The 20,657-nt window shown below is 44.6% G+C and carries 16 protein-coding genes; 8 read left to right on the top strand and 8 right to left on the bottom strand.

All coding sequences use genetic code 11. The features are described from left to right. Position 1: 1 nt before the first annotated feature. The 3 genes from JO154_RS11305 to JO154_RS11315 form a co-directional block, all read right to left on the bottom strand. A complete protein-coding gene (locus JO154_RS11305; protein WP_291945339.1) occupies positions 2 to 1,597 on the bottom strand; it encodes an ABC-F family ATP-binding cassette domain-containing protein in 1,596 nt (531 codons plus the stop codon). Positions 1,598 to 1,785: 188 nt separating this feature from the next. Next, on the bottom strand, positions 1,786 to 2,802 hold the full coding sequence (locus tag JO154_RS11310; RefSeq protein WP_291945342.1) for a carboxylate--amine ligase: 1,017 nt from the start codon (positions 2,800 to 2,802) through the stop codon (positions 1,786 to 1,788). Positions 2,803 to 2,907: 105 nt separating this feature from the next. Continuing rightward, positions 2,908 to 3,684 carry a DUF1080 domain-containing protein gene (locus tag JO154_RS11315; RefSeq protein WP_291945344.1) on the bottom strand — a complete coding sequence of 259 codons (777 nt, stop codon included), beginning with the start codon at positions 3,682 to 3,684 and terminating at the stop codon, positions 2,908 to 2,910. 174 nt (positions 3,685 to 3,858) lie between these two features. On the opposite strand from JO154_RS11315, the gene JO154_RS11320 reads away from it, so the two are divergent. Then, positions 3,859 to 4,347 (top strand): DUF4240 domain-containing protein, encoded by a 489-nt coding sequence (locus JO154_RS11320; protein ID WP_291945347.1) that lies wholly within the window; start codon positions 3,859 to 3,861, stop codon positions 4,345 to 4,347. Between the two features lie 213 nt (positions 4,348 to 4,560). Here the strand turns inward: JO154_RS11320 and JO154_RS11325 are convergent, their stop codons facing one another. Further along, the gene (locus JO154_RS11325) at positions 4,561 to 4,971 is read right to left on the bottom strand and encodes a Dabb family protein (RefSeq protein ID WP_291945350.1); all 411 of its coding nucleotides are present in this window, start codon (positions 4,969 to 4,971) and stop codon (positions 4,561 to 4,563) included. A gap of 158 nt (positions 4,972 to 5,129) precedes the next feature. Here JO154_RS11325 and JO154_RS11330 point away from each other — a divergent pair, with 158 nt between their 5' ends. From JO154_RS11330 to JO154_RS11355, 6 genes are all read left to right on the top strand, one after another. Further along, a complete protein-coding gene (locus tag JO154_RS11330) occupies positions 5,130 to 6,638 on the top strand; it encodes a histidine kinase (RefSeq protein WP_291945353.1) in 1,509 nt (502 codons plus the stop codon). A gap of 6 nt (positions 6,639 to 6,644) precedes the next feature. Continuing rightward, on the top strand, positions 6,645 to 7,844 hold the full coding sequence (locus JO154_RS11335) for a DUF4407 domain-containing protein (protein WP_291945356.1): 1,200 nt from the start codon (positions 6,645 to 6,647) through the stop codon (positions 7,842 to 7,844). Positions 7,845 to 7,847: 3 nt separating this feature from the next. Then, positions 7,848 to 8,549 carry a LytTR family DNA-binding domain-containing protein gene (locus JO154_RS11340; RefSeq protein WP_291945359.1) on the top strand — a complete coding sequence of 234 codons (702 nt, stop codon included), beginning with the start codon at positions 7,848 to 7,850 and terminating at the stop codon, positions 8,547 to 8,549. A 113-nt stretch (positions 8,550 to 8,662) separates the two neighbouring features. Next, positions 8,663 to 9,058: a DoxX family protein gene (locus JO154_RS11345; RefSeq protein ID WP_291945361.1), complete on the top strand. Its 396-nt coding sequence runs from the start codon at positions 8,663 to 8,665 to the stop codon at positions 9,056 to 9,058. Positions 9,059 to 9,141: 83 nt separating this feature from the next. Further along, complete coding sequence (locus tag JO154_RS11350) at positions 9,142 to 10,173, top strand: TIM barrel protein (RefSeq protein WP_291945364.1); 1,032 nt, start codon at positions 9,142 to 9,144, stop codon at positions 10,171 to 10,173. 294 nt (positions 10,174 to 10,467) lie between these two features. Continuing rightward, positions 10,468 to 12,855 carry an ABC transporter permease gene (locus JO154_RS11355; protein WP_291945367.1) on the top strand — a complete coding sequence of 796 codons (2,388 nt, stop codon included), beginning with the start codon at positions 10,468 to 10,470 and terminating at the stop codon, positions 12,853 to 12,855. A 6-nt stretch (positions 12,856 to 12,861) separates the two neighbouring features. On the opposite strand, the gene JO154_RS11360 is transcribed toward JO154_RS11355, so the two are convergent. Together JO154_RS11360 and JO154_RS11365 are read right to left on the bottom strand one after the other, a co-directional pair. Further along, the gene (locus JO154_RS11360) at positions 12,862 to 13,710 is read right to left on the bottom strand and encodes a dienelactone hydrolase family protein (protein ID WP_291945370.1); all 849 of its coding nucleotides are present in this window, start codon (positions 13,708 to 13,710) and stop codon (positions 12,862 to 12,864) included. A gap of 79 nt (positions 13,711 to 13,789) precedes the next feature. Further along, positions 13,790 to 14,464: a FecR family protein gene (locus tag JO154_RS11365; RefSeq protein WP_291945373.1), complete on the bottom strand. Its 675-nt coding sequence runs from the start codon at positions 14,462 to 14,464 to the stop codon at positions 13,790 to 13,792. Positions 14,465 to 14,770: 306 nt separating this feature from the next. Here JO154_RS11365 and JO154_RS11370 point away from each other — a divergent pair, with 306 nt between their 5' ends. Beyond that, complete coding sequence (locus JO154_RS11370; protein WP_291945377.1) at positions 14,771 to 15,949, top strand: proline dehydrogenase family protein; 1,179 nt, start codon at positions 14,771 to 14,773, stop codon at positions 15,947 to 15,949. Positions 15,950 to 16,038: 89 nt separating this feature from the next. Here JO154_RS11370 and JO154_RS11375 read toward each other — a convergent pair whose 3' ends face one another. Beyond that, positions 16,039 to 17,346, bottom strand: coding sequence for a RagB/SusD family nutrient uptake outer membrane protein (locus tag JO154_RS11375; protein ID WP_291945380.1), 1,308 nt, complete (start codon positions 17,344 to 17,346; stop codon positions 16,039 to 16,041). Between the two features lie 26 nt (positions 17,347 to 17,372). Beyond that, a complete protein-coding gene (locus JO154_RS11380) occupies positions 17,373 to 20,366 on the bottom strand; it encodes a SusC/RagA family TonB-linked outer membrane protein (protein WP_291945383.1) in 2,994 nt (997 codons plus the stop codon). Positions 20,367 to 20,657 lie beyond the last annotated feature (291 nt).

Raw genomic sequence — 20,657 nt, forward strand, 5'->3', positions numbered from 1 at the left:
GCTACTCCAATACTATTTCCCGGGTTATGCCAATATCTGCTGTGAAAGACTGATCATGCGAAATCAAGATAATAGTACCCTTGTATTCCGCGAAAATCTTACCCAACATCGTAATATTGATAAGGTCCAGGTTATTGACCGGTTCATCCAGGAAAATGATATCCGGCGTTTTATTCTGTAGTATCATACAGCAAAGCGATAGGCGCAGCATTTCTCCTCCACTCAATACAGCACAGGGTTTGTGCCAGGTGTCTGGCTTAAAGATGAAGTTCGCCAGCATCGTATGTATCTGCGCAGGTTCTAGTTTCCTTTCATTAAAAGAAAATGCTTGTTCCAGGATGGTTTTGTTCCTGTCTATCAGGGTGTAATCCTGATCCAGTAATACACTGCTATAACTGCTGGTTTGCAAGCTTCCCACGGTGGGTTGTAGTTTCCCCAACAATAATTGTAATAATGTGGACTTACCAGCCCCATTACTACCGGTAATGGCTATACGCTCACCGCTACGAATAGTGAAGGTGAACGGCTGTTGCCATAACAGCGGCTGATCCGGGTAGCTGAAATTCATTTCATCCGCCTGGAAAAGTACCTTTCCATTGTGTAGTGCAGCGTTTTCAAAGAAGCCTTTCATCATCTGCTGCATTTGTACCAGTCCGGCGGCTTCCTGTAAGGATTCACGGATATTGTCGATCTTATCCGCATGTACCTGTTTTAGCTTACCGGAACTGTTTTCTGCTGCATTTTTCCGACCATTCAGCAAGATCTTCGGATCGGAGCTGTTTTGGACTTTCTTCTTGGCCTGTGCATCGGCGCGCTGTTTGCGTTCAAGGGCTTCTTGTTGCTTTTTTTTAGCCTCTTTCAGGGCTTTCTTATGTGAGTCTAGCTGTTGTTCTTTTGCGGCTGATTCCTGCTCTTTTTGCGATTCGTACAGGTCGTAATTGCCCCCATATTCCTGTATGCCATTGGCGGTCAGTTCCATGATGGGCTCGCACAAACGCAGCAGTTCCCTATCATGGCTGGTAAGCAGTACAGCGCTACTAGTAGTGGCCATCCATTCATGTAACTGGGCCCTGGCTTTGCGATCCAGGTGATTGGTAGGCTCATCGAGCAATACGATTTCCGGTGAGAAAATGGAAATCCCCGCCAGGAATAGCTTTGTTTTCATACCGCCGCTCAGTTCTTGTAACGACTGATCCAGCCGTATGCCTGTCAGTCCCCATTCAGCAAAGGCTTCTTCACATCTAGCCACGATATCCCAGTTATTTTCCATGATATCGTAATCTTCCTGTGCTACAGAACCATTTTCTATCGCTGCCATGGCCGTTGTCAGGTGTGCAATACCTAGGGCGCCGGCCACTGTCTGTTGATCGAAATGGCCATAGTGCTGAGGAACATAATACAGTGTTCCGTTGATCAGTAGACTACCTTGATATTCCGGTAATTGCCCGGCGATGAGCTTTAATAAGGTGCTTTTTCCAACCCCATTTTTGCCTACAATAGCGGCTTTTTCTCCTTTGTCTATGCTAAAGGAGACATTTTCGAAAATGCTGGTGGAATCAGGTTGACGGAAGGATATATTTTGTGCGTTAAGTAGCATGGAAATTGGGTTGAGATGTGAGCAAATAAATGAAGCGTCCGTTGGCAGGAAGTAAGTTTCATGTCAGTAAATTTTAGTTAAGAAATATATGTATATGAGAAATAGCAGTGCCGGACGGCCTGCAATAGCTTGGTGCTATATTTTTGGTAGGATTAGAATCACATAGTGGCGCAAAGGTAGGCAAATTTCTAAATACCCCAATTTTGGGCAAGAATATTTTCCAATAGCTCGGCGTATGTCCAGCCGATTTTCTGGGCAGCAATGCCGGTCAAGCTTTCTACATTGCGTCGGTGAACCCTGGATGGGCCAGTGAGGGCGGGTTGCATATTTAGGTCTATAATGGAAAAAACACCCGTAGCATCAGCGCGACAATCCATTTGTATCGGAGCGCGGATGCCAACGAGGCGGGCGGCGGCGATACAATACGTATACGCTGCCTGTACCTGCATTGAATTTTCTTCTTTGTCATTCAACACTTTGGTGTCGTGGAGAATGGTAGCAGGATTAATTTCTGGGGAGACGCCGTTCTGGTGGTCCAATCGTTTTACACCGGGCAAGCACCAGGGGTTTTCTTTTACAACGCTTTTACCTGCAATCGTGTAGGTACCGGGAGGCATAACGGTAACAGCTATTTCCTCTCCTGGCAGAAAGGATTCTAGCAGCACGGCGGAGTTGTGTCTGTCTATATCAAACATTTTAGTTAATTCTTCCTGGAAATCCTCTCTGTTACGAATAATCGCTATCATATCCCGATGATGCCCGCGAATGGATTTGGCTACCAGCGGATAACGGGGTCTTTTTTTGTACTGCCGAAAATCGTCATATTGCAGGAGTTCCGCTTCAGGAACAGGAATATCATTGTCTTTCAACAGCATTAAAGTATTCCATTTATCGTTGTACATCCCAGAAAGCATCGGGTGCTGGCCCACGACCTTTATACTTCTGTTCAGCCAGGTCGTAATGGGATGATCCGAAGAGAGCACCGTATCAAGCCAGATGCAATCAGCGCCAGCGTTTACCGCATGTTCAATACCGTGTGCGGTATCTGGAAAAATCCAATCAGTATCCTTGTCGATATAGGGATTTTTGGCAGGGGTAATAACTGCTTTCGGAAGATTTTTCAAGGCGCAGGCAATATCGGCGCCACTGTCCGTATGACTGGAGGAAGCTTGATATATGATAGCCACTTTTAGCGAATCTGTCATGATAAAGCAATTGTACCAATGTATCAACAAAAATGCCGAGGAACAGTTTGTTTCTCGGCATTTTTTTATGGGATGAATCAAATCATCGTACAGGCGTTCCCGTAATTACAGTTCTCTGATCCAGATATTGCGGAAGCTGATAGGCTCGCTTTTATCGCCATGGGCCTGCAGTTTGATAGGAGAGGCGCCATGCGCCTGTGTATACGAAGGTTTCCCGATGTATTGGGTAGGCCCCAACAGGCTCATATTGTTTTGTACCAATACGCCATTGAAGAATACCGTAACGCGGGCAGGTGATTGCAGGGAGCCATCGCCGTTGAAGACAGGGGCTGTCCAAATTACATCATAGGTTTGCCATTCGCCTGGTTTGCGGGCAGGATTGGCGAGTGGAATGAATTGTTTGTAAATACTGCCAGCCATTCCGTTGACATAGGTTTTATTATTGTAGCTGTCCAGGATTTGCAGTTCATAACCACTATCTCCTTTACCCGTAGAGGCCAGAAACAGACCGCTGTTGCCGCGGGCTTGTCCGCTACCAGTGATATTGGCAGGAATGCGCCATTCGATATGCAATTGATAGTTGGTGAAGTTTCTTTTTGTTTCTATGTTGCCTGCGGATTTATTTACCGTCATGACATTATCCTTCACATCCCAACCGGCAGGTTTGGTTCTGTCTGCCACAGAAACCCATTCATTCAGGTTTTTCCCGTCGAATAAAATGATGGCATCTGAAGGTGCATTTTCGAAGGTGATTTTACCGGGCGTAACCACTTTTGGAACGGGTTCCCATACTTCTGTGTCTTCAGGTTTGGCTTTTTCTTGTGCTTGTGCCATAAAGCTGCCGCATACCAGCAGCGCGGTGAGCAAATGTTTTCTCTTCATTGTGGAAAGTTTAGCAATATGTAATCCACCATTTTGCGGATGGTTCCGGCATAGATGAAAGGGTATCTCTGCCACCTCAAGATAGCAGAAAAACTTTATTCTTCACAGTGTAATTGCACTACGCAATTCTATTGCGTACCGACGATGTAGTTTTGAAGTAAGAATTAGATATACATGAACGAACAGCAATTTTGGGCATTAATAGACGCATCTTGGAAGGATATTCCTTCTGCGGATAAACAGCGACAGGAAGGCATTAAATCGAATGAACCGGAACTTATTTTTGAATTGAGCGAATTGTTGTCGGCAGAAATTGCCGATTGTATGAAGACACGGTTACTCGCGCTGGAAAAGCCTGATCTGGTAAGGTTTATCCGGATACTAGAGTCCAAACTCCAACAGATAGACCGCGAAGAAATTCATTTTTATACCGATGGCTCTGATGATGGATTTCTGTATAGTCGGGGTTTTATCGTAGGAATGGGAGAGGAGTATTTTAATCTGATCGACCGTCATCCTGCATATGCTACCTGTTGTGCGGAAGCTGAAATTATTAGCTTCATTGGATATGCAGCTTATAGTGAAAACTTTGGACACGAATTTCACCGGGATGCAGATAACCTCTCTGCCACCGATTCTACGGAAGGTTATTCTCTGAACTAATGTTCTGTACTGATATATTACTGCAGTGGTGCTGATGCCTGACTTCCCAACACTTCCCCCTACTAGGGCGTCGGCACCCTGTATTTAAATTGTTTGAAACCCTGATGTCCTGCGGTCCTATTGCAGTGGAGAAGGTAATTAAATCTAAACACCTTTCTGGCAAGCGTTTCGGTGGCTTATCCGGCATGCGCTTACATGCCCATACGTTTTGCCCTAAATAGTCATAGCATCATATACTACCACCCGTTCCCATAAGTGGCCGTAGTTCTTCACAAACTCCAGGTGTACAGGATGGGTTTGATAGGATGCTTGTCCGGATACATCGTCAAAGAATATCATCTCTGATACGTCCCAGGTAGCATCTACTACCTCTCTTTTCTCGGTATCCGCTACGATACCTACATGTAAAGTTCGGATGCTTTCAATTTTACCCAAGGTTCTAACACCTTCAATCAGTTTGTTTCTGTCTTCTTCAGAATGAGGGTTTTTTAGCCAGAAAAAGACGTGATGAACGAGGGGCTGGAGACTTTTTGAGGGAGCAAATGGTTTTGCTGAGGCGGCAACAGCGCCCACGGCAAGCGCCGCGGCGGTGCCGAGGAATTTTCGGCGGTTAGCGTTGGACATAGTGAACGAGGTTAAGGACCTGAAATTACGGATAACTGCCCAGAAATCAAAGCGCAGAAGGGATTTCGCGCATTCGTAACAGAATATTGCTGTTTCATCCCATTTTGTTACAGCAGCAACCGCCATTGCTTAATATTGCTGTAAATATTTAGCCTGCTATGAATCAGCAACAACTGCGGAAAATTGAATTCGGTGTCGCTACAGGAATTTTCCTGCTGGCGCTGATAAATCTTCTGGGGCCTTCTTTCATGTCCAACGACCGCATCTCCATGGACGGTCCCTATGTATACAAGTTTGAGCAATATCACCAGGTATATGATTACTACCTGCATTATGTACTGCCAGCAATGGGAAAAATGTTATTCCTCTATCTCTCCTTTATCGCCATGAATTTCCTCATTATCCCCCGTTTCTTTGAACAAGGGAAATGGGTGGAGGGAGGATTACTTACCCTGCCAGTGTTGCTTATACTTTTTGTAGCCCTGATGGTATCTAATTCCTATACCTATGGCTATATGCTGGGGCAGTATGCCACTATTCGCGGCGCACATGTGCAATTCGCCAAGATGGCCTTTCTCAGTACTGCCGTATATGCTATCCTGTATGTGTTCTATTATGTTTCCAAAACCCTGTATGCCGACTACTTACATCGTTGGGTGACAGAAAAATTTCTTCCCGCAAAAGGGGCGAAGGAGCTACTGATTGTAGGTATCACTTGGGTGGCTTTAGTGGCTATTACCTACAGTAGTACCCGACGTATCATCTTCTTTGCAGGACCTGTTGTCATGACAGTGTATTACTTCACGCAGTACCGCATTTTCCCAGAATATGAATTGCATCGTAATAAACGCGTATTGTGGAGAGACCTATCCTTGCTACTCTTGATGGTCAATACGCTTATGGTGATTGTCATCGCGGTGGTGGCGCACCGTCATGCCGGTAGCAGCGTGCCATTGGGCTTGTTATCCTTATTGTTTTGCGTGATATTGGTATTACCGCTTTGCTGGCTGCTTTTCAAGTCCAGGCAACAGCAACAAGCCACCGTTACCGGATTACAAGTTGCCCTCGGACATTCCGCTGCCAACCTAGATTTTCTCCGTACGCAAATCAACCCGCATTTCCTCTTTAATGCACTGAACACACTCTACGGCACAGCTCTCCAAGAAGAAGCCACCCGCACCAGCGAAGGCATTCAGAAACTAGGAGATATGATGCGATTTATGCTGCACGATAATACATTGGAAAAAATTCCGTTAGATAAAGAAGTTGCGTATCTTCAGAACTATATTGATCTACAGCGACTGCGTGTACTCGTGTCTCCCGATATTAAAATTGAAGTAAATATCGATGAAACGAACTGCCACCATGATATCGCTCCTATGTTGCTGATCCCATTTGTGGAAAATGCATTCAAACATGGTATCAGTCTACGCAACAAATCGAGCATCGTTATATCCATGTCCTGCAATGAGGATAAGATATTCTTCGATGTGTATAATACCGTACATCCCCGTCCGGAAAACGATCCGGAAAGAGATAGCCTAGGAATAGGATTGAATAACGTGAAAGAACGACTGGCATTACTTTATCCCGGCAAACACGAACTTAGTATCAGACAAACCGCGACAGGATTTTTCGTACATCTTACCATTGATGTGAACAGATAATAGACCATGACAACTTCATCAGAAAACAAAATGCAACCTGCTCAAGCAGAACCAGATGCCATCACAAAATTCCTGTGGTGGCTTTCTGCTGCTGATACCGACATCCTAAAAGAATGCAAAACAGAAAAAGAACGATATCGGATTATTGGTATCGCGGTATTTGTCACCTGGATGTTTGCCACCCTTGCCTGGGGATATTTTTTCTCTACCATCGTAAGCGATGATATGATTGTGCTGGCGCTAGCCCTTTTCTTTGGCTTCGCCATACTCAGTATTGATCGTACGCTTATTGCCGCTATGACGCGTAGTAATGGCAATAACAAATGGATGCCGGTTGTTTTCCGGCTGCTGCTGGCCATCACCATTGGATTGTTTATCTCCCAGCCAGTTGTGTTGATGCTCTTTAAGAAAGATATCACCGCACAACTGGAAATTAATAAACAAACTAAAATCGATGCATTCAAGGATTCCCTCGTCAAACAAAATGCGGTACAGCGACAATCATTTCTAACGGATCTGGATAAGCTGAACAAAAACATCGCGCAAAAAGAAGCGGAAACAAAAGGCTATAAAGACGGTTATATCAAAGAAACAGACGGTACTGGCGGTTCCGGAAGAATAGGAGAACAAGCAGTAGCCCGTGTGAAAAAAACCGCCTGGTTGGCCTCCGAAGAGGAACTAGCAGCATTGCGCAAGCAACTGGCGCCACAACAGGCGGCATTAGATGAACAACTAGCACATATGCGTGCGGTGGATAGTATCAAGGTGTTGGCATATACCAGTACCCTTACTGATGGCTTCCTATCGCAGATAGAAGCCCTGCACGACCTGACAGAAAGCCATCCTCCACTCAAGCAACGTTATCGCCTGATTGTATTTATTATCACCTTGATTGAAATCATGCCCTTGCTCAGCAAACTAATGATGCCAAGAGGCGAATATGATGAAAGATTGGCTGCTGCTAGTTCACAAGGTATGCTGAATGCAAAACTAGAACAGGAAAAAGGACGAGAACTACAAGAACATTTTCAAGACGCCGCTGTTGCTGCTGATAAGGAACTGATGGACTACCTGATGCAAGAAAGTAACGCTATACGCCGTCAGCAGGCAGAACAACTAGTAAGAGAATGGAAACAGCGGGAACCGGCTTCTATTAAACTGTTCTGGCAAGAGGCGAAAAGATTGTTCTTCGGAAAAATGATGTAGATTATGAAACTTACTGCAATTGCCATAGATGATGAACCTGTTGCACTGACGGTCATTAAGAACCACGCTACCATGGTGCCTTTCCTGGAAATGAAAGGCTATTTTACCAATGCCTTTGAGGCAATGGAATTTCTGAATAAAGAAAGAATAGATCTCCTTTTCCTGGATATTAAAATGCCGGATATCTCCGGCCTTGATTTCCTCACCAGTATGCCAGAGCCGCCCATGACCGTTTTTACGACGGCCTACTCAGAACACGCGGTGAAAAGTTTTGAACTGGATGCAATTGACTATCTGCTCAAACCCTTCTCCCTGGCACGTTTCATTAAAGCATGTAATAAAGCACATGGTTTGTGGTTGTTGAAGCAGCGGAATAATACTGTGCGAGAAGTGCCGGAGTATATCTTTATCAAGAGCGGATATGAGCAATTGAAAATAATCCTGGATGATATCCTGTACCTGGAAAGTGCTGGGAATTATGTCAATTTCTTCATGAAAGATAAAAAAATCCTTTCCCGATTATCCATGCAAGAGGCAATTGATCTGCTGCCAGAATCTATGTTTACGCGCGTACATCGATCTTACATTGTAGCCAATAATAAGATTGATCGGGCCGACAGGAACTCCTTGTATATTCAGCATTTCCCGGTGCCTGTAGGGGCGGCATTTGCGGAAGCGGTGGAAGAATTATTGTTGCGGAGATAGGTTGTCGCATTTACCCCAGTAAATGTCTTAATCCCTACCCATGAATAAGGAATAAGCAGTATAATTTTACATCATCGAAAGACACTGATTGTTTAACTATTATACTGTTTATTATGACAACCTTCACCACTGCTCGTATTGCAAAGAAAGACCGCATTATTTATTGGATTTTTACCATCTTGTTTGTACTGATGGATAGTGTGCCTGCTATCTGGTTTAATAGTGAATTGGCCCGTAATGGAATAAAAGATATGGGCTTCCCTGCTTATTTTGGCGTAGAGTTGGGTATTGGAAAGATTGTAGGTGGACTACTGCTGATTTTGCCAATGATTCCTGCACGCTTCAAGGAATGGGCCTATGTTGGATTTGGAATATCACTGATCTCCGCAGGTATTGCTAACCTGGTAGTAAAAGGACCCCTCTTCGCATTAGCCCCATTAGCTGGCCTAGTAATTCTCACCGTTTCTTACGTTTATTTTCATAGAATCAGGAAAGATGCAGCTTTATAAGGCTGCATCTTTCCCTGTCATTCATCAAAAAAAGCTACCTGTATTCTCATAAAAACGATATATTTAAATAAAACCACGTTATTATGAGCAATACGAACAATCGCCGTGATTTCCTGCGGCAGGTAGGGCTTTACACCATGGGACTAGGTATCCTGCCTTCTATTCTGGCTGCCTGTAACAACGGGCAATCTACTGATAGCAAAGACAAAAAAGACAGCGCCAAAAATAAACTGGTGACTGAAAATGTACATGATCTCTTCTTTAAAATTTCCTTAGCAGAATGGTCTTTTCACAAAGCATTGTTTGCTGGGAAAATGAATCACCTCGATTTCCCCCTTCGTGCAAAAAACGAATTCGATATCCACGCAGTGGAATATGTGAACCAGTTTTTTAAAGACAAAGCGAAGGATAAGAAATACCTGGAAGAAATGAAAAAACGCTGTGATGATAATGGCGTAAGAAGTGTATTGATTATGTGTGATGGAGAAGGAGAGATGGGAGACGCGGACCCGAAGAAACGGCTGCAGGCTGTTGAAAACCATTATAAGTGGGTAGAAGCGGCGCAATTCCTCGGCTGTCATGCTATCCGTGTAAATGCTGCTGGAGAAGGCAAAGCCGAAGATGTGGCCAAAGCGGCTGCTGAGTCATTGGCAAAACTCGCTGCTTTCGGCAAAGATCATAACATCAATGTGATCGTGGAAAATCACGGTGGCAACTCCTCCAATGGCAAATGGCTGAGCAGTGTTATGAAAACTGTTAATATGCCTAACTGTGGCACCTTACCGGATTTCGGCAACTTCTGCTTACAACGTTCAAAACCAGAAAACAATACGCCCGAAGCTTGGGCTAAAACCAAGTGCCTGGAAGATTACGACCGCTACACCGGTATCCAAGAACTGATGCCTTTCGCGAAAGGCGTAAGCGCGAAATCATACGACTTCAATGATAACGGTGATGAAACCACGATGGACTTCGCCCGTATTATGAAGATTGTGAAAGAGGCAGGCTATACCGGACATGTTGGTATTGAATATGAAGGCGACCGTTTGTCTGAAGAAGAGGGTGTTCGCAAAACAAAAGAACTGCTGCTGCGTGTAGGCGCCAGCCTTAGCTAGCAGCGAACCTGGCAAATACTTCTGCCTGTCGTCCCTGCCCAAAGAGAATGGAGGCAAAAACGCTCCAACCTGTCGTCCCTGCCCGCAGGGCAGGGACGACGAAAAAATAAAATCCGAAGGTGACATCGCAGATGTTACCTTCGGATTTTTATTTTTCCTGTATTGAAAGCGAACATGATTTGTTTCAAAAACGAACATATGCATATTTATATAATATTTATAAATTTGATTATGTAGACACGGATTTAAAGGCACTGCATTGGTTACTTACAGCATCATGTCAATTAACACCTTATGATCAGAAACTATTTTAAAGTTGCGCTACGGAACCTGGTAAAGAACAAAACCTATGGACTACTGAATGTACTGGGGCTGGCGTTGAGCTTGACCTGTGGCATATTGATAGTGATGATGGTGCGGTTTCACCTGAGCTTTGATAACTTCCATAAGGATAGTGATCGTATTTATCGTATTGTGACAGAGCAACATCGGGATCGTATATTTTATTCGGCCAGTGTGCCTCCTCCGTTGGGTAAAGCTTTCATGAATGATTATGCTTACGCGGAAGATATGTGTCGTTTTGTAAATCCTGGTACTGTTTTGTTAACAACGAAATTCGGTAATGAGGTGAAAAAGGTGAAGGAGTCGAGTGTAATTTTTGCCGAGCCTTCTTACCTAAATATGTTTGCATTCCGACTGTTGGAAAGCGATAAGCAACCCTTGAATGAGCCTAATACAGCTATCCTGACAGAGAAAATGGCCCGAAAGTATTTCGGTAATACAAACCCCATCAACCAAATATTTTACCTTGAAAGCAGACAAGCCATACGCGTAACAGGCATTATGCAGGATCTACCCGGAAATACGGATCAAAATGGCCAGATTATTATTTCCTGGATTTCATTAAAGGGCTTTAATAATTGGTTTCTTAGTGAGGATAGTTGGGGTGGAATAACCTCCGGTTTGAGTTGCTATGTGCGCTTGAGGCCGGGAGGAAATATTGCTGCTATTGAAAAAGACTTAGACGCATATGTACCGCGTTTTCGCCCTCATAACAAAAATGTTCATCATTATAAGCTGCAGCCATTATCAGATGTACATTTCAATGCGCGGTACGGTGGTGTGATGGAGAAAAAGAACCTCTGGATACTTTCATTGATCGGCGTATTCTTATTGATAACGGCCTGTATGAATTTTATCAATTTGGCTACTGCACAGGCATTGAATCGTAGTAAAGAAGTAGGCATTCGCAAAGCTTTGGGGAGTCAGCGCAGCCAGCTTTTCTGGCAGTTCATCGCTGAAACCGCCATTATAACGTTGACGGCTACACTGTTGGCAGTTATATTATCTTATCTCACCTTACCGTTTTTCGGATCACTGTTCCATTCTGATATACCATATCAACTATTTAGAGATCCTTTGTTGATTTCAATGCTGTTGTTGATGTTTGTAGTGGTAACCTTCCTGGCAGGTGCTTATCCAGGATTGATATTATCCGGATTTAAACCAGTAGCGGCACTTAAAGGGAAACTCTCCTTACAGCAAATGGGTGGCTTCAATACGAGGAAAAGTCTAATTGTGGTGCAATTCAGTATTTCATTGGTATTGATTATTGTGATGATGGTGATTACCCGACAAATGCAATATGCGAAGGAATTTAATATGGGTTTCGATAAAGAGGCGATTGTAATGGTACCTATGGGAACTGATGATCCGGATATCAGCACCAAGACGCTGCTTCATCAACTGGGAACGATACCAGGAATAGAGCACATCTCTTTATGTTATGCATCTCCGTCGTCGCAGGCCACCTGGTCTACTTCTGTTTATTTTGACCATCGTGCCGAGGCGGAGGCTTTCCAGGGAAGCGTAAAGGGAATAGATGAAAATTATCTGGCAACATTTGGATTGAAATTGGTTGCAGGGAAAAACATCTTTCCTGCGGATTCTGCCAGGGAAATTCTTATCAATGAAACAATGGTGAAAAAACTGGGTTTGGCCACTCCTGAAGAAGCAATAGGAAAGAATATTACCATCGGTGGTGGAGTGCTGGCAGCGCCCATTACAGGAGTGGTGGCGGATTTTCATGACGGCTCCCTCCATAGGGACATCGAAGCTATTGCCATGGCGATATTCCCGTCACAATACGAATATTATGCTATTAAGCTGGATTCCCGCAGAATGGCCGCCACACTGCCCGCTATAGAGAAGGCCTGGAGCGCCATGTATCCTGATAAACTATATACCTACGAATTCCTGGATGATACCATTGCTGCGTATTATACTACAGAAGAAACCATGTTGAAAATCATTCGCGTGTTTTCATTATTGGCCATTTTTATCGCCTGCCTGGGACTTTACGGCCTCGTGTCCTTTATGGTAGTGCAGAAACGAAAGGAGATTGGCATCCGCAAGATATTAGGAGGAACAGTACCAGGAATATTGTGGTTGTTTGGAAAAGAATTCAGCCGATTGATTTTACTATCCTTCTTGTTTGCTGCGCCGTTGGGGTGGTGGCTGATGCATAACTGGCTGCAAGACTTTCGCTATCATGTGGACTTAGGACCAGGGGTATTCGCTGCTGCGATTATTATCACGATGATCATAGCGGCACTTACTGTAGGCATGCAAAGTATTCGTGCCGCTATGATGAATCCTGTTAAGAGTTTAAAAAGTGAATAACGGGTGTTATTTCAGACCAAACTGTTGACGAAGAAATGCGATAGCATAGTCATATGCTTCTTTAGTGGCTTTGCTATCGTATATCGGGTTGCTAGGATTGGCAAAACCGTGTTCTGCATCAAAAGAGTGAACGGTTAATTTTTTCCCTGCTGCCTGCATATTTTCTTTGAACGTTTTCACCACTTCCGGGCTGATACCTTTGTCTTTGGAGGCAAACAGTCCAAGTACAGGCGCATGCAGTGTTTTCAGTCGTTCAATATCTTTTTCCGGCATGCCGTAATACATCACATCTCCTATATTCTGTGTACCGTTGATCAGACCTGATTGCAATGATAAGCCTCCGCCAAAGCACCAACCAATGGTAGCAATCTGGGCTGCCTTACCTGCATAATGCAATGCCCCCTCCATAATCGCTTGTAGGCGTTCACGTGGTGCCGCTTGCATCAATTTACTGGCTTCCTCGCGATTGGTGGCTATCTTTCCATCATACATATCCAAAGCCAATACATTCACTTTTCCGCCGAGATCGTTGTATAATTTTTCAGATTCTTTTTTAATGTAGTCATTCAATCCCCACCATTCCTGGTATACAAAGAGATATTTATCAGATGGTGTTTTTGCTTTGAATAAAAAACCATGTGCTTCTTTTCCATCAGGAGCGGGGAATGTAATGCTTACTCCTTCAGCGCCCTCATACTTATAGGGCAGGGGATTGGCGTGCTGATTTCTGAAGTCGGAAGAATTGGCAAGGTCTGCAAACTCCGTAACAGCATCCTTATGGCAGCAACTGGGCGTCTGTGCCTTGGCGACGGAAACCAGGCCCAGCAAAGTAATTGCAAATAGTAACTTTTTCATGGAAAGTTGATTTGGGTAGAAGGTACAAAAAATGTATATAAAGCTTGCTAACGTACAGGCATAAACGTTAGTAGATCTGCTAAAATTTAATTTCTATCTGGTTGCCCTCGGCTTTCCAGGTAAAGCCTTGTTCCTTGCCTAATTTATCCAGTACTTGTGGGAGGGAAGCATGTATAAATACTTGGCTAACAGGTTTCGCTTTGGATGCGTTTCCTTTAACATCTATTTCTACACCATACCAATCTTCGAGGACTCTCCAAAGGTGCAGTCCCTTTGACTCATCCAAGAGCAGGGAATCGGCCAGCCAGCGTTCTGCATCCAGCGGGTTATAGGTTTCCTTTTCCATCAGGTCGATTTCCCGATTGGCCAGGATCATTTGCCCTCTTTCCAGTATTTCAGGCTGATTATCGGTGGCTGAATGATAGCTCTTGGCCACCTTCAGTTTCCCTGTCAGCAGGTAAACGGTGGCGCCCTGTTGCCCGGTAAAGCAGTGTACTCGGAAGCTGGTTCCCAGGACGGTCGAGGTCAGCTTGTCAGCCACTACGCTAAACACAGCGCTGTCGGGCTTCACTTCAAACCAGGCATCGCCATCCAGTAATATCCGGCGTTCCTGCTGGCCATAGTTTTCCGGCACTAGCAAGAGCGTTTCCGAATTAAGGATCACGGTGGAGCTATCCGGTAGTACGACTTTTGTCCGATTGCCCATAGTCCCGGTATAGGACTGGTATTTGATACCTGGCTGCTGTAAAGACAAGATTGGACTGGGCTTTTTAACCTTTGGGGCAGGTTGGTTGCAGGCCAGGAAGGCCATGCAGCATCCTACCGATAGCAAACGAGAAAAAACCAGTATTTTTTTGGTATCATAATTAAATAGCATATACCGGGAATTTTGTATACAAAAGAAAAGATCTAAAAGTAATCAAATTTAATAGCAGTCGGAAGCGTGACTTTTCCAATTTCTAACAAGCAATCGACAATATCCGTTAATGCTGTTAAAAAGATGTTTCAATCGCTCAATGTTTTTTGTTGGAGTTGTCCGTCCACCCTAACTTTGCGGCCCATGGAAAAGCAGCTACCTTTATCATTCGATAATACGGCTATTGCATTTGAGGCAAAGACCGACAAAGCCTTGAAAAAAGCCAACTTTCTCTTTAGTAACATTGGGAAACCTTGGTTAGTTAAACTGGGCGCCACGTTTACTCCCATCGCATTTAAACTGCGATTACCTATTAAAGGAATTATTAAAAATACCATTTTCTCCCAATTCTGTGGAGGGGAAACACTGGAAGAAGCAGCCCACACTGCGTTGCAGCTTGGTAACTACCATGTGGGAGTAGCCCTGGATTACGGTGTTGAAGCCATGGAAGGAGAGGAAAACTACGACCATGCAGTACCTGAGTTTGTACGCGCTATCCAATATGCTGCTTCTCGCCCAGATATTCCATTCATCGCTATTAAAATCACCGGTTTTGCTCGTTTCAGCCTCCTGGAAAAAATCCATAGCGGTGAGAAACTCACTCCGGAAGAGCAACAAGAGTTTGAAAGAGTACGCAAACGTGTGCTCGCCATCGCCGATGCTGCTGCCAAAAATAATGTAGGTATCCTCGTAGATGCGGAAGAATCCTGGATTCAACAGCCAGTGGATGACCTGACAGATGAAATGATGTCGCTGTTCAATAAAAAGAATGTGATCATCTTCAATACTTTCCAGATGTATCGTCATGATAGACTGGAGTTCCTGAAAGTGTCCCTCACCAAAGCGCAAAAAGAAGGCTACTTGCTTGGCGCTAAACTGGTACGCGGCGCTTACATGGAAAAAGAAAACAAACGTGCGGCTGAAAAGGGTTATCCAACACCTATCCAGCCTAGCAAAGCGGCCACTGATAAAGACTACGATGCAGCGGTTAGCTTCTGCTTGGAAAACCTGGATAAACTGGGGCTGTTTATCGGTACACACAATGAAAATAGCTGCATGCAGGCTGCCCGTATTCTCCATGAGAAAGGTTTCGCGCATAACCATGAACACATTAGCTTCTCTCAATTGCTGGGTATGAGCGATAACATTACTTTCAACCTGGCACATGCTGGTTATAATGTATCCAAATACCTGCCTTATGGTCCAGTGAAGGATGTAATGCCTTACCTGATTCGCCGTGCACAGGAAAATACTTCTATTGCCGGTCAAATGGGCCGTGAACTGGGACTGATCAGAAAAGAAATGAAACGTAGAGGATTATAATCTTGTAAATACAGTGCAAAGGGCTGACCAAATGAATGGCCAGCCCTTTTTTATGCTTCTCCAGATTAAAATGCTATGCGTGAAAATCTTTAAATATTTACTTCTGTTTGTGGCAGCGGGAAGTTAGGCCAAACCTTATCATTAGGCCTGTCAATAGGCAAATCTCCCAGTCGGCCGTACCTTCTCAAGTCAATCCAGCGATGACCTTCTCCCAGCAAGGAATACCTGCGCTGGTATAACAATTCATTCAGCAAAGCGGCAGTTGTATTTGCACCGCCATAAGGAGGCAGGTTGTGCCCTGTTCTGATTGTATTCAATGCCACCTGCGCATCAGGAAAGAGGCCTAGTTGGATCTTGGCTTCAGCATATAGTAATATCAATTCCTCATTGCGAATGATAGAAATAGGAGCGTCCAGGGCGGTCCAAATATAGAGATCACGGTTGCTGCTGAGGCCTGATTGGCTCACAGTGGCGTTACGTAATGGGGCTTTAGAGATACGATCATCACCGGCCATCATATCCGTGGCAAAACTAGGATGTACTGCTCTTACTTCTCCTGTCTGATTGAGGGCGATGAAGTTAGGGTTTACCTGGTCGCCACCGCCAGTGGAGAAGAAATGATATACGCCTGTACTGAATTTACCACTGAAGTCCATAAAGGAACCGTTCAGGTCTGTGAGCACATTCGCCCAGTTTTTACGATAAGCATCTACACGGGCTGCCAGTGCGCGATTGAATTTCGTCAATCCTGCGGCATCTTTGAAGCCAGTAAAACCGGTAGACAGCGAGAAGATCACGGATGATCCGCTTAAGTCTGCCGCCCCATCTGCCAGGTATTTCAGGATGGAATCCTGAACCTGTCCCGGATCTTTGATTACTGGGCCAATATAGGTAGGATCTGCGGTAGGAATGCGTACCCCATTTACATCGGTCAGATTAAGATTTAACAGCAACTGATATCCGATGATTGTTTTTGCAAATCCGGTATATCCCTTGCGTTCTGCATCTGTGATGGATTTACAGTTGGCTGCTCCTTGCAGGATAAGCCAGCATTGACGGATAACCAGGTATCTAGATGCCCAGGGATTGGTCAGGTAAAAAGTATTGTTATCCAAGCCACTGGTGAGCATATCTGTTACCCAACGAGGCTCTGAATTGGAGAACCTATATATCTCTCTGCCAATGATACTTACATCGTCCAGGTAGGTACCCGCGTCTCTTCTCATACCTGATTCCACACCGGATACGAGGTTATTCAAATCGGCTTTACTCGGATTGAGCACAATAGCATCCGTAGGCGTATTCAAATTAAGGATCTCTCCTTTCTGACAAGCATGGCATACTAGCATAATGCCGGCCAGTACAGCGAGTTGTATATATTGATGATACTTTTTCATGTGAATAAGTTTTGTCTGTTGAAGAATCAGAAGTCGATGCCCAAATGGAAACTCGCTCTTTTAGATGCAGGATATGGCATAACGTCTACACCAGTGGAAAGACCGTTACTACCGCGACTTTGCGCAGTAGACATGGTGTTGCTTCCGAAGTTGGAAACTTCCGGATCATAACCTTTATATTTGGTCCAGGTGAAGAAATTATTTGCAGAGACACCCAGTCTGATTCCTCTGATATGTTTCACATTGGTAAGCGGAATGTTATAGTAAAGACCGATCTCACGTATACGTATATACGAAGCATCCTGTACCCAGATGGAAGCGTCTCCTGCACTAGGTCTGTACACGCCGGCTTTTTTTCCATTGATGATATCATCATAATCCGCTGAGGTGGCGCCAAGATCTGTTAATAACTGGGTGAGGTTGATATTATCGCCTCCTTTCTTCCAGTGCAACAGCAAGCGGAAAGAGAAGTTTTTCAGGAAAGTAACTTCGTTGAACCAACTGGTCTGAAAGTCGGGTTCCGCGTTGCCCAGCAGTTTGAGAGAACCGCCTACTGAACCCTTAATCTGTGTGGCAGGTTGTCCTTCTTCCAGGTAGAAAGTACCCAGTGAGTTACCGAATGAACCAATAGCAAATGGAGGAATGGTCAATTTGGTAACTACTGCTTTGTTCTTCCACCAGTTGATATTCGTTGTCCATTTCACCTTTGGTGAATTTACTGGAATGGCAGTAATACCCAGCTCTATACCGCGGTTACGAAGGTCGCCACTATTTTTCCACTCACTCACATAACCATTGGAGGCAGGGAGTGTATGACGCAACAGCAGGTCATAGATTTTCTTGTTGTAATAGGAAGCTTCCACACTGATACGACCTTTCAAAATACTGAAGTCAACCCCCATTTCCATCTCTGTTTGTCTTTCTGGTTTGATATCAGGATTTCCTCTCAGGTTGTCTAGCAGAATACCAGGGTAGGAATTGATATTGCTGGGCAACAGGGAGATGAATTTACTGCCGTAGGGAGGGACGTTACCGGATTGGCCGTAAGCTGCGCGCAGCTTGAGGTTGTCGATCACGTCTGAATGCCAGAAAGACATTTTAGAAATATTCCAAGAGGCGGCAGCTTTAGGGAATACATAGTATTTTTTGTAGTCGCCATTATTGGTGGAACGGTCGAAACGCACGCCACCACTGAGGGTGATCGCGTCTATAAGCGTCAGATCTTCCTGGAGGAAAATACCATTATCCCGGTATTTCATACGGAATTGTCTGGTAGTAGCATTGGCGCTTTGATCCACATTACTTTGATCCGTAATGATATTGGTAGCTACCGTGGTGATATTCTCAAAATACCCAGTTTCATAAGTAGCACCGAGGGTACTGGATAATGTCAGATTATTATTGGGATTGAAAGTATTCACCAAGAATCCAGCGAAGTTGGTATTCAGGTTATTACTCATCCCCTGTATGGAGTGACCTAATTGGCTATTCTTTTCAAACTGTAAGTCGCGAGGGAAAAGCCCTATGGTTTTGAAATTGAAGAAATCCACGCCACCACGTAGAATTACTTTTGTAGTACTGGTTTTGCTCTGTTGGAAAATGGCATCCAGGTTACCGCCGCCTACAAAGCGATTGGTAGTTTCATTGTTAATAGCCCTGTCTCTTGTTTGTAGTGGGTTGGAGGCCGCAAAGGAATCTACCGGATATTCTCCTTGTGCATTTGGATGTATGTCAATCCAGCCGGGCGTAGAGGAGAGGGCAACACCATAAGTAACGCCGTTGTTGTCGTTGTTAGTGAGACCTCTGTCCGCTGATGAATTGATGTAATTCGTAGTAACGCCGATGGATACACGGTCAGAAATTTTATGATCTACATTGAGGCGTATGGAGTTGTTGAGATAGCCAGTATTCTTGATGATACCGTCCTCTTTACGACGATTGCCAGATACAAAGAAAGTGGTTTTATCAGAACCGCCGCTAACAGAAATATTGGTATTCAGCACTAACCCTGTCTCCCCAAACATTTCTTTCTCATAATCAAATATTTTTCCAGCAGCCTGCGCTTGTTGAAACTTGTATTTATACCATGCCCTTGCACTAATAACATCCGGATCGGTGCTGCTAGCGGAACCGGCCAGGTCTGCGGCTGTTTCGGCAGTGAAGGCGCGTACGCCCATTAGATGGCGGGCTTTCACTAAGCCTGTTTCCTGGTTGAAACTGATATTTGTTCTACCGCTTTTACCTTTTTTGGTAGTAATGATCACTACGCCGGCAGCGGCTTTAGCACCATAGAGTGCAGCAGCAGAAGCGCCTTTGAGGATTTCAACGTTTTCAATGTCGTTGGGATTAAGGTCCGCGATACGACTGGAAGGATTGTCTTGGTTTTGTGGATTTCCCGCGGTAGCGGCTCCAGTTACATCATTGAGGGCTGCAGGAATACTGCTGTTGTTGAAGAACACACCATCCACAATGAACAGTGGCTGAGAGTTTCCGAAAATGGAGGTGATACCACGCAGTTTTACAGAAATACCACCACCGGGAGCGCCGGAGTTGGCCGTAATCAATGCACCAGGCACCTTGCCACTGAGGGCGGCATCGAAGGTTTGCGCAGGAGCTACGCCGGTCAATTCTTTTGAAGAAATAGTGGCTACCGCATTGGCCAAGTTTCTTCTTTTTACGGTAGTGGCCATCCCTGTTACCACTATTTCATCTAGCTTGGCGAAGTCTTCTTCCATGGAAATGGTAAGCGGACCGCTACTCTGATTGACGGCTACTGTTTTGGTTTTGTAACCGGTGAAACTGAATACCAGCGTGGTGTTGGAGGAGGTGGTCATAATGCTGAATTTTCCTTCTGCATCTGACACGGTACCACGAGTACTGTTAGGAATGCGAATGGTAACACCCGGAATAGGGCGTCCGTTGGCGGCATCTTGTGTTTTACCCGTAATAGGCTGCTGGGCATAGCTCACAATACAGCATACGAGTAACAACACCAGAAAGGTGAATCTGGATAGAAGCATAATAAATGGAGTTGATAAATATGTAAAATGGGACCACCTATGGTGATCGGGTTCAAAAGCAGCTTAGTTTTTCTTGTGTTTTTTAGGTTTTATTCGATTTTGGTTTTTTGAGAATCCGGTCTGCCTCTATTCAATAATGGATGTTGGGATGCAGGTTAAGCCAATCATTTTGCTACTCTTTTGCTGGCATTAACTACGTTGTCTGGTCACCTGGCAAAATATCTTCGTATAGTCGTCAAGTTGGGGAAAATCCTGTCTAAAAAAATATTTGGCAGTCTACGAAAATTGCCG

Origin of the sequence: Chitinophaga sp., assembly GCF_019236475.1 — a bacterium.
GTDB lineage: Bacteria > Bacteroidota > Bacteroidia > Chitinophagales > Chitinophagaceae > Chitinophaga.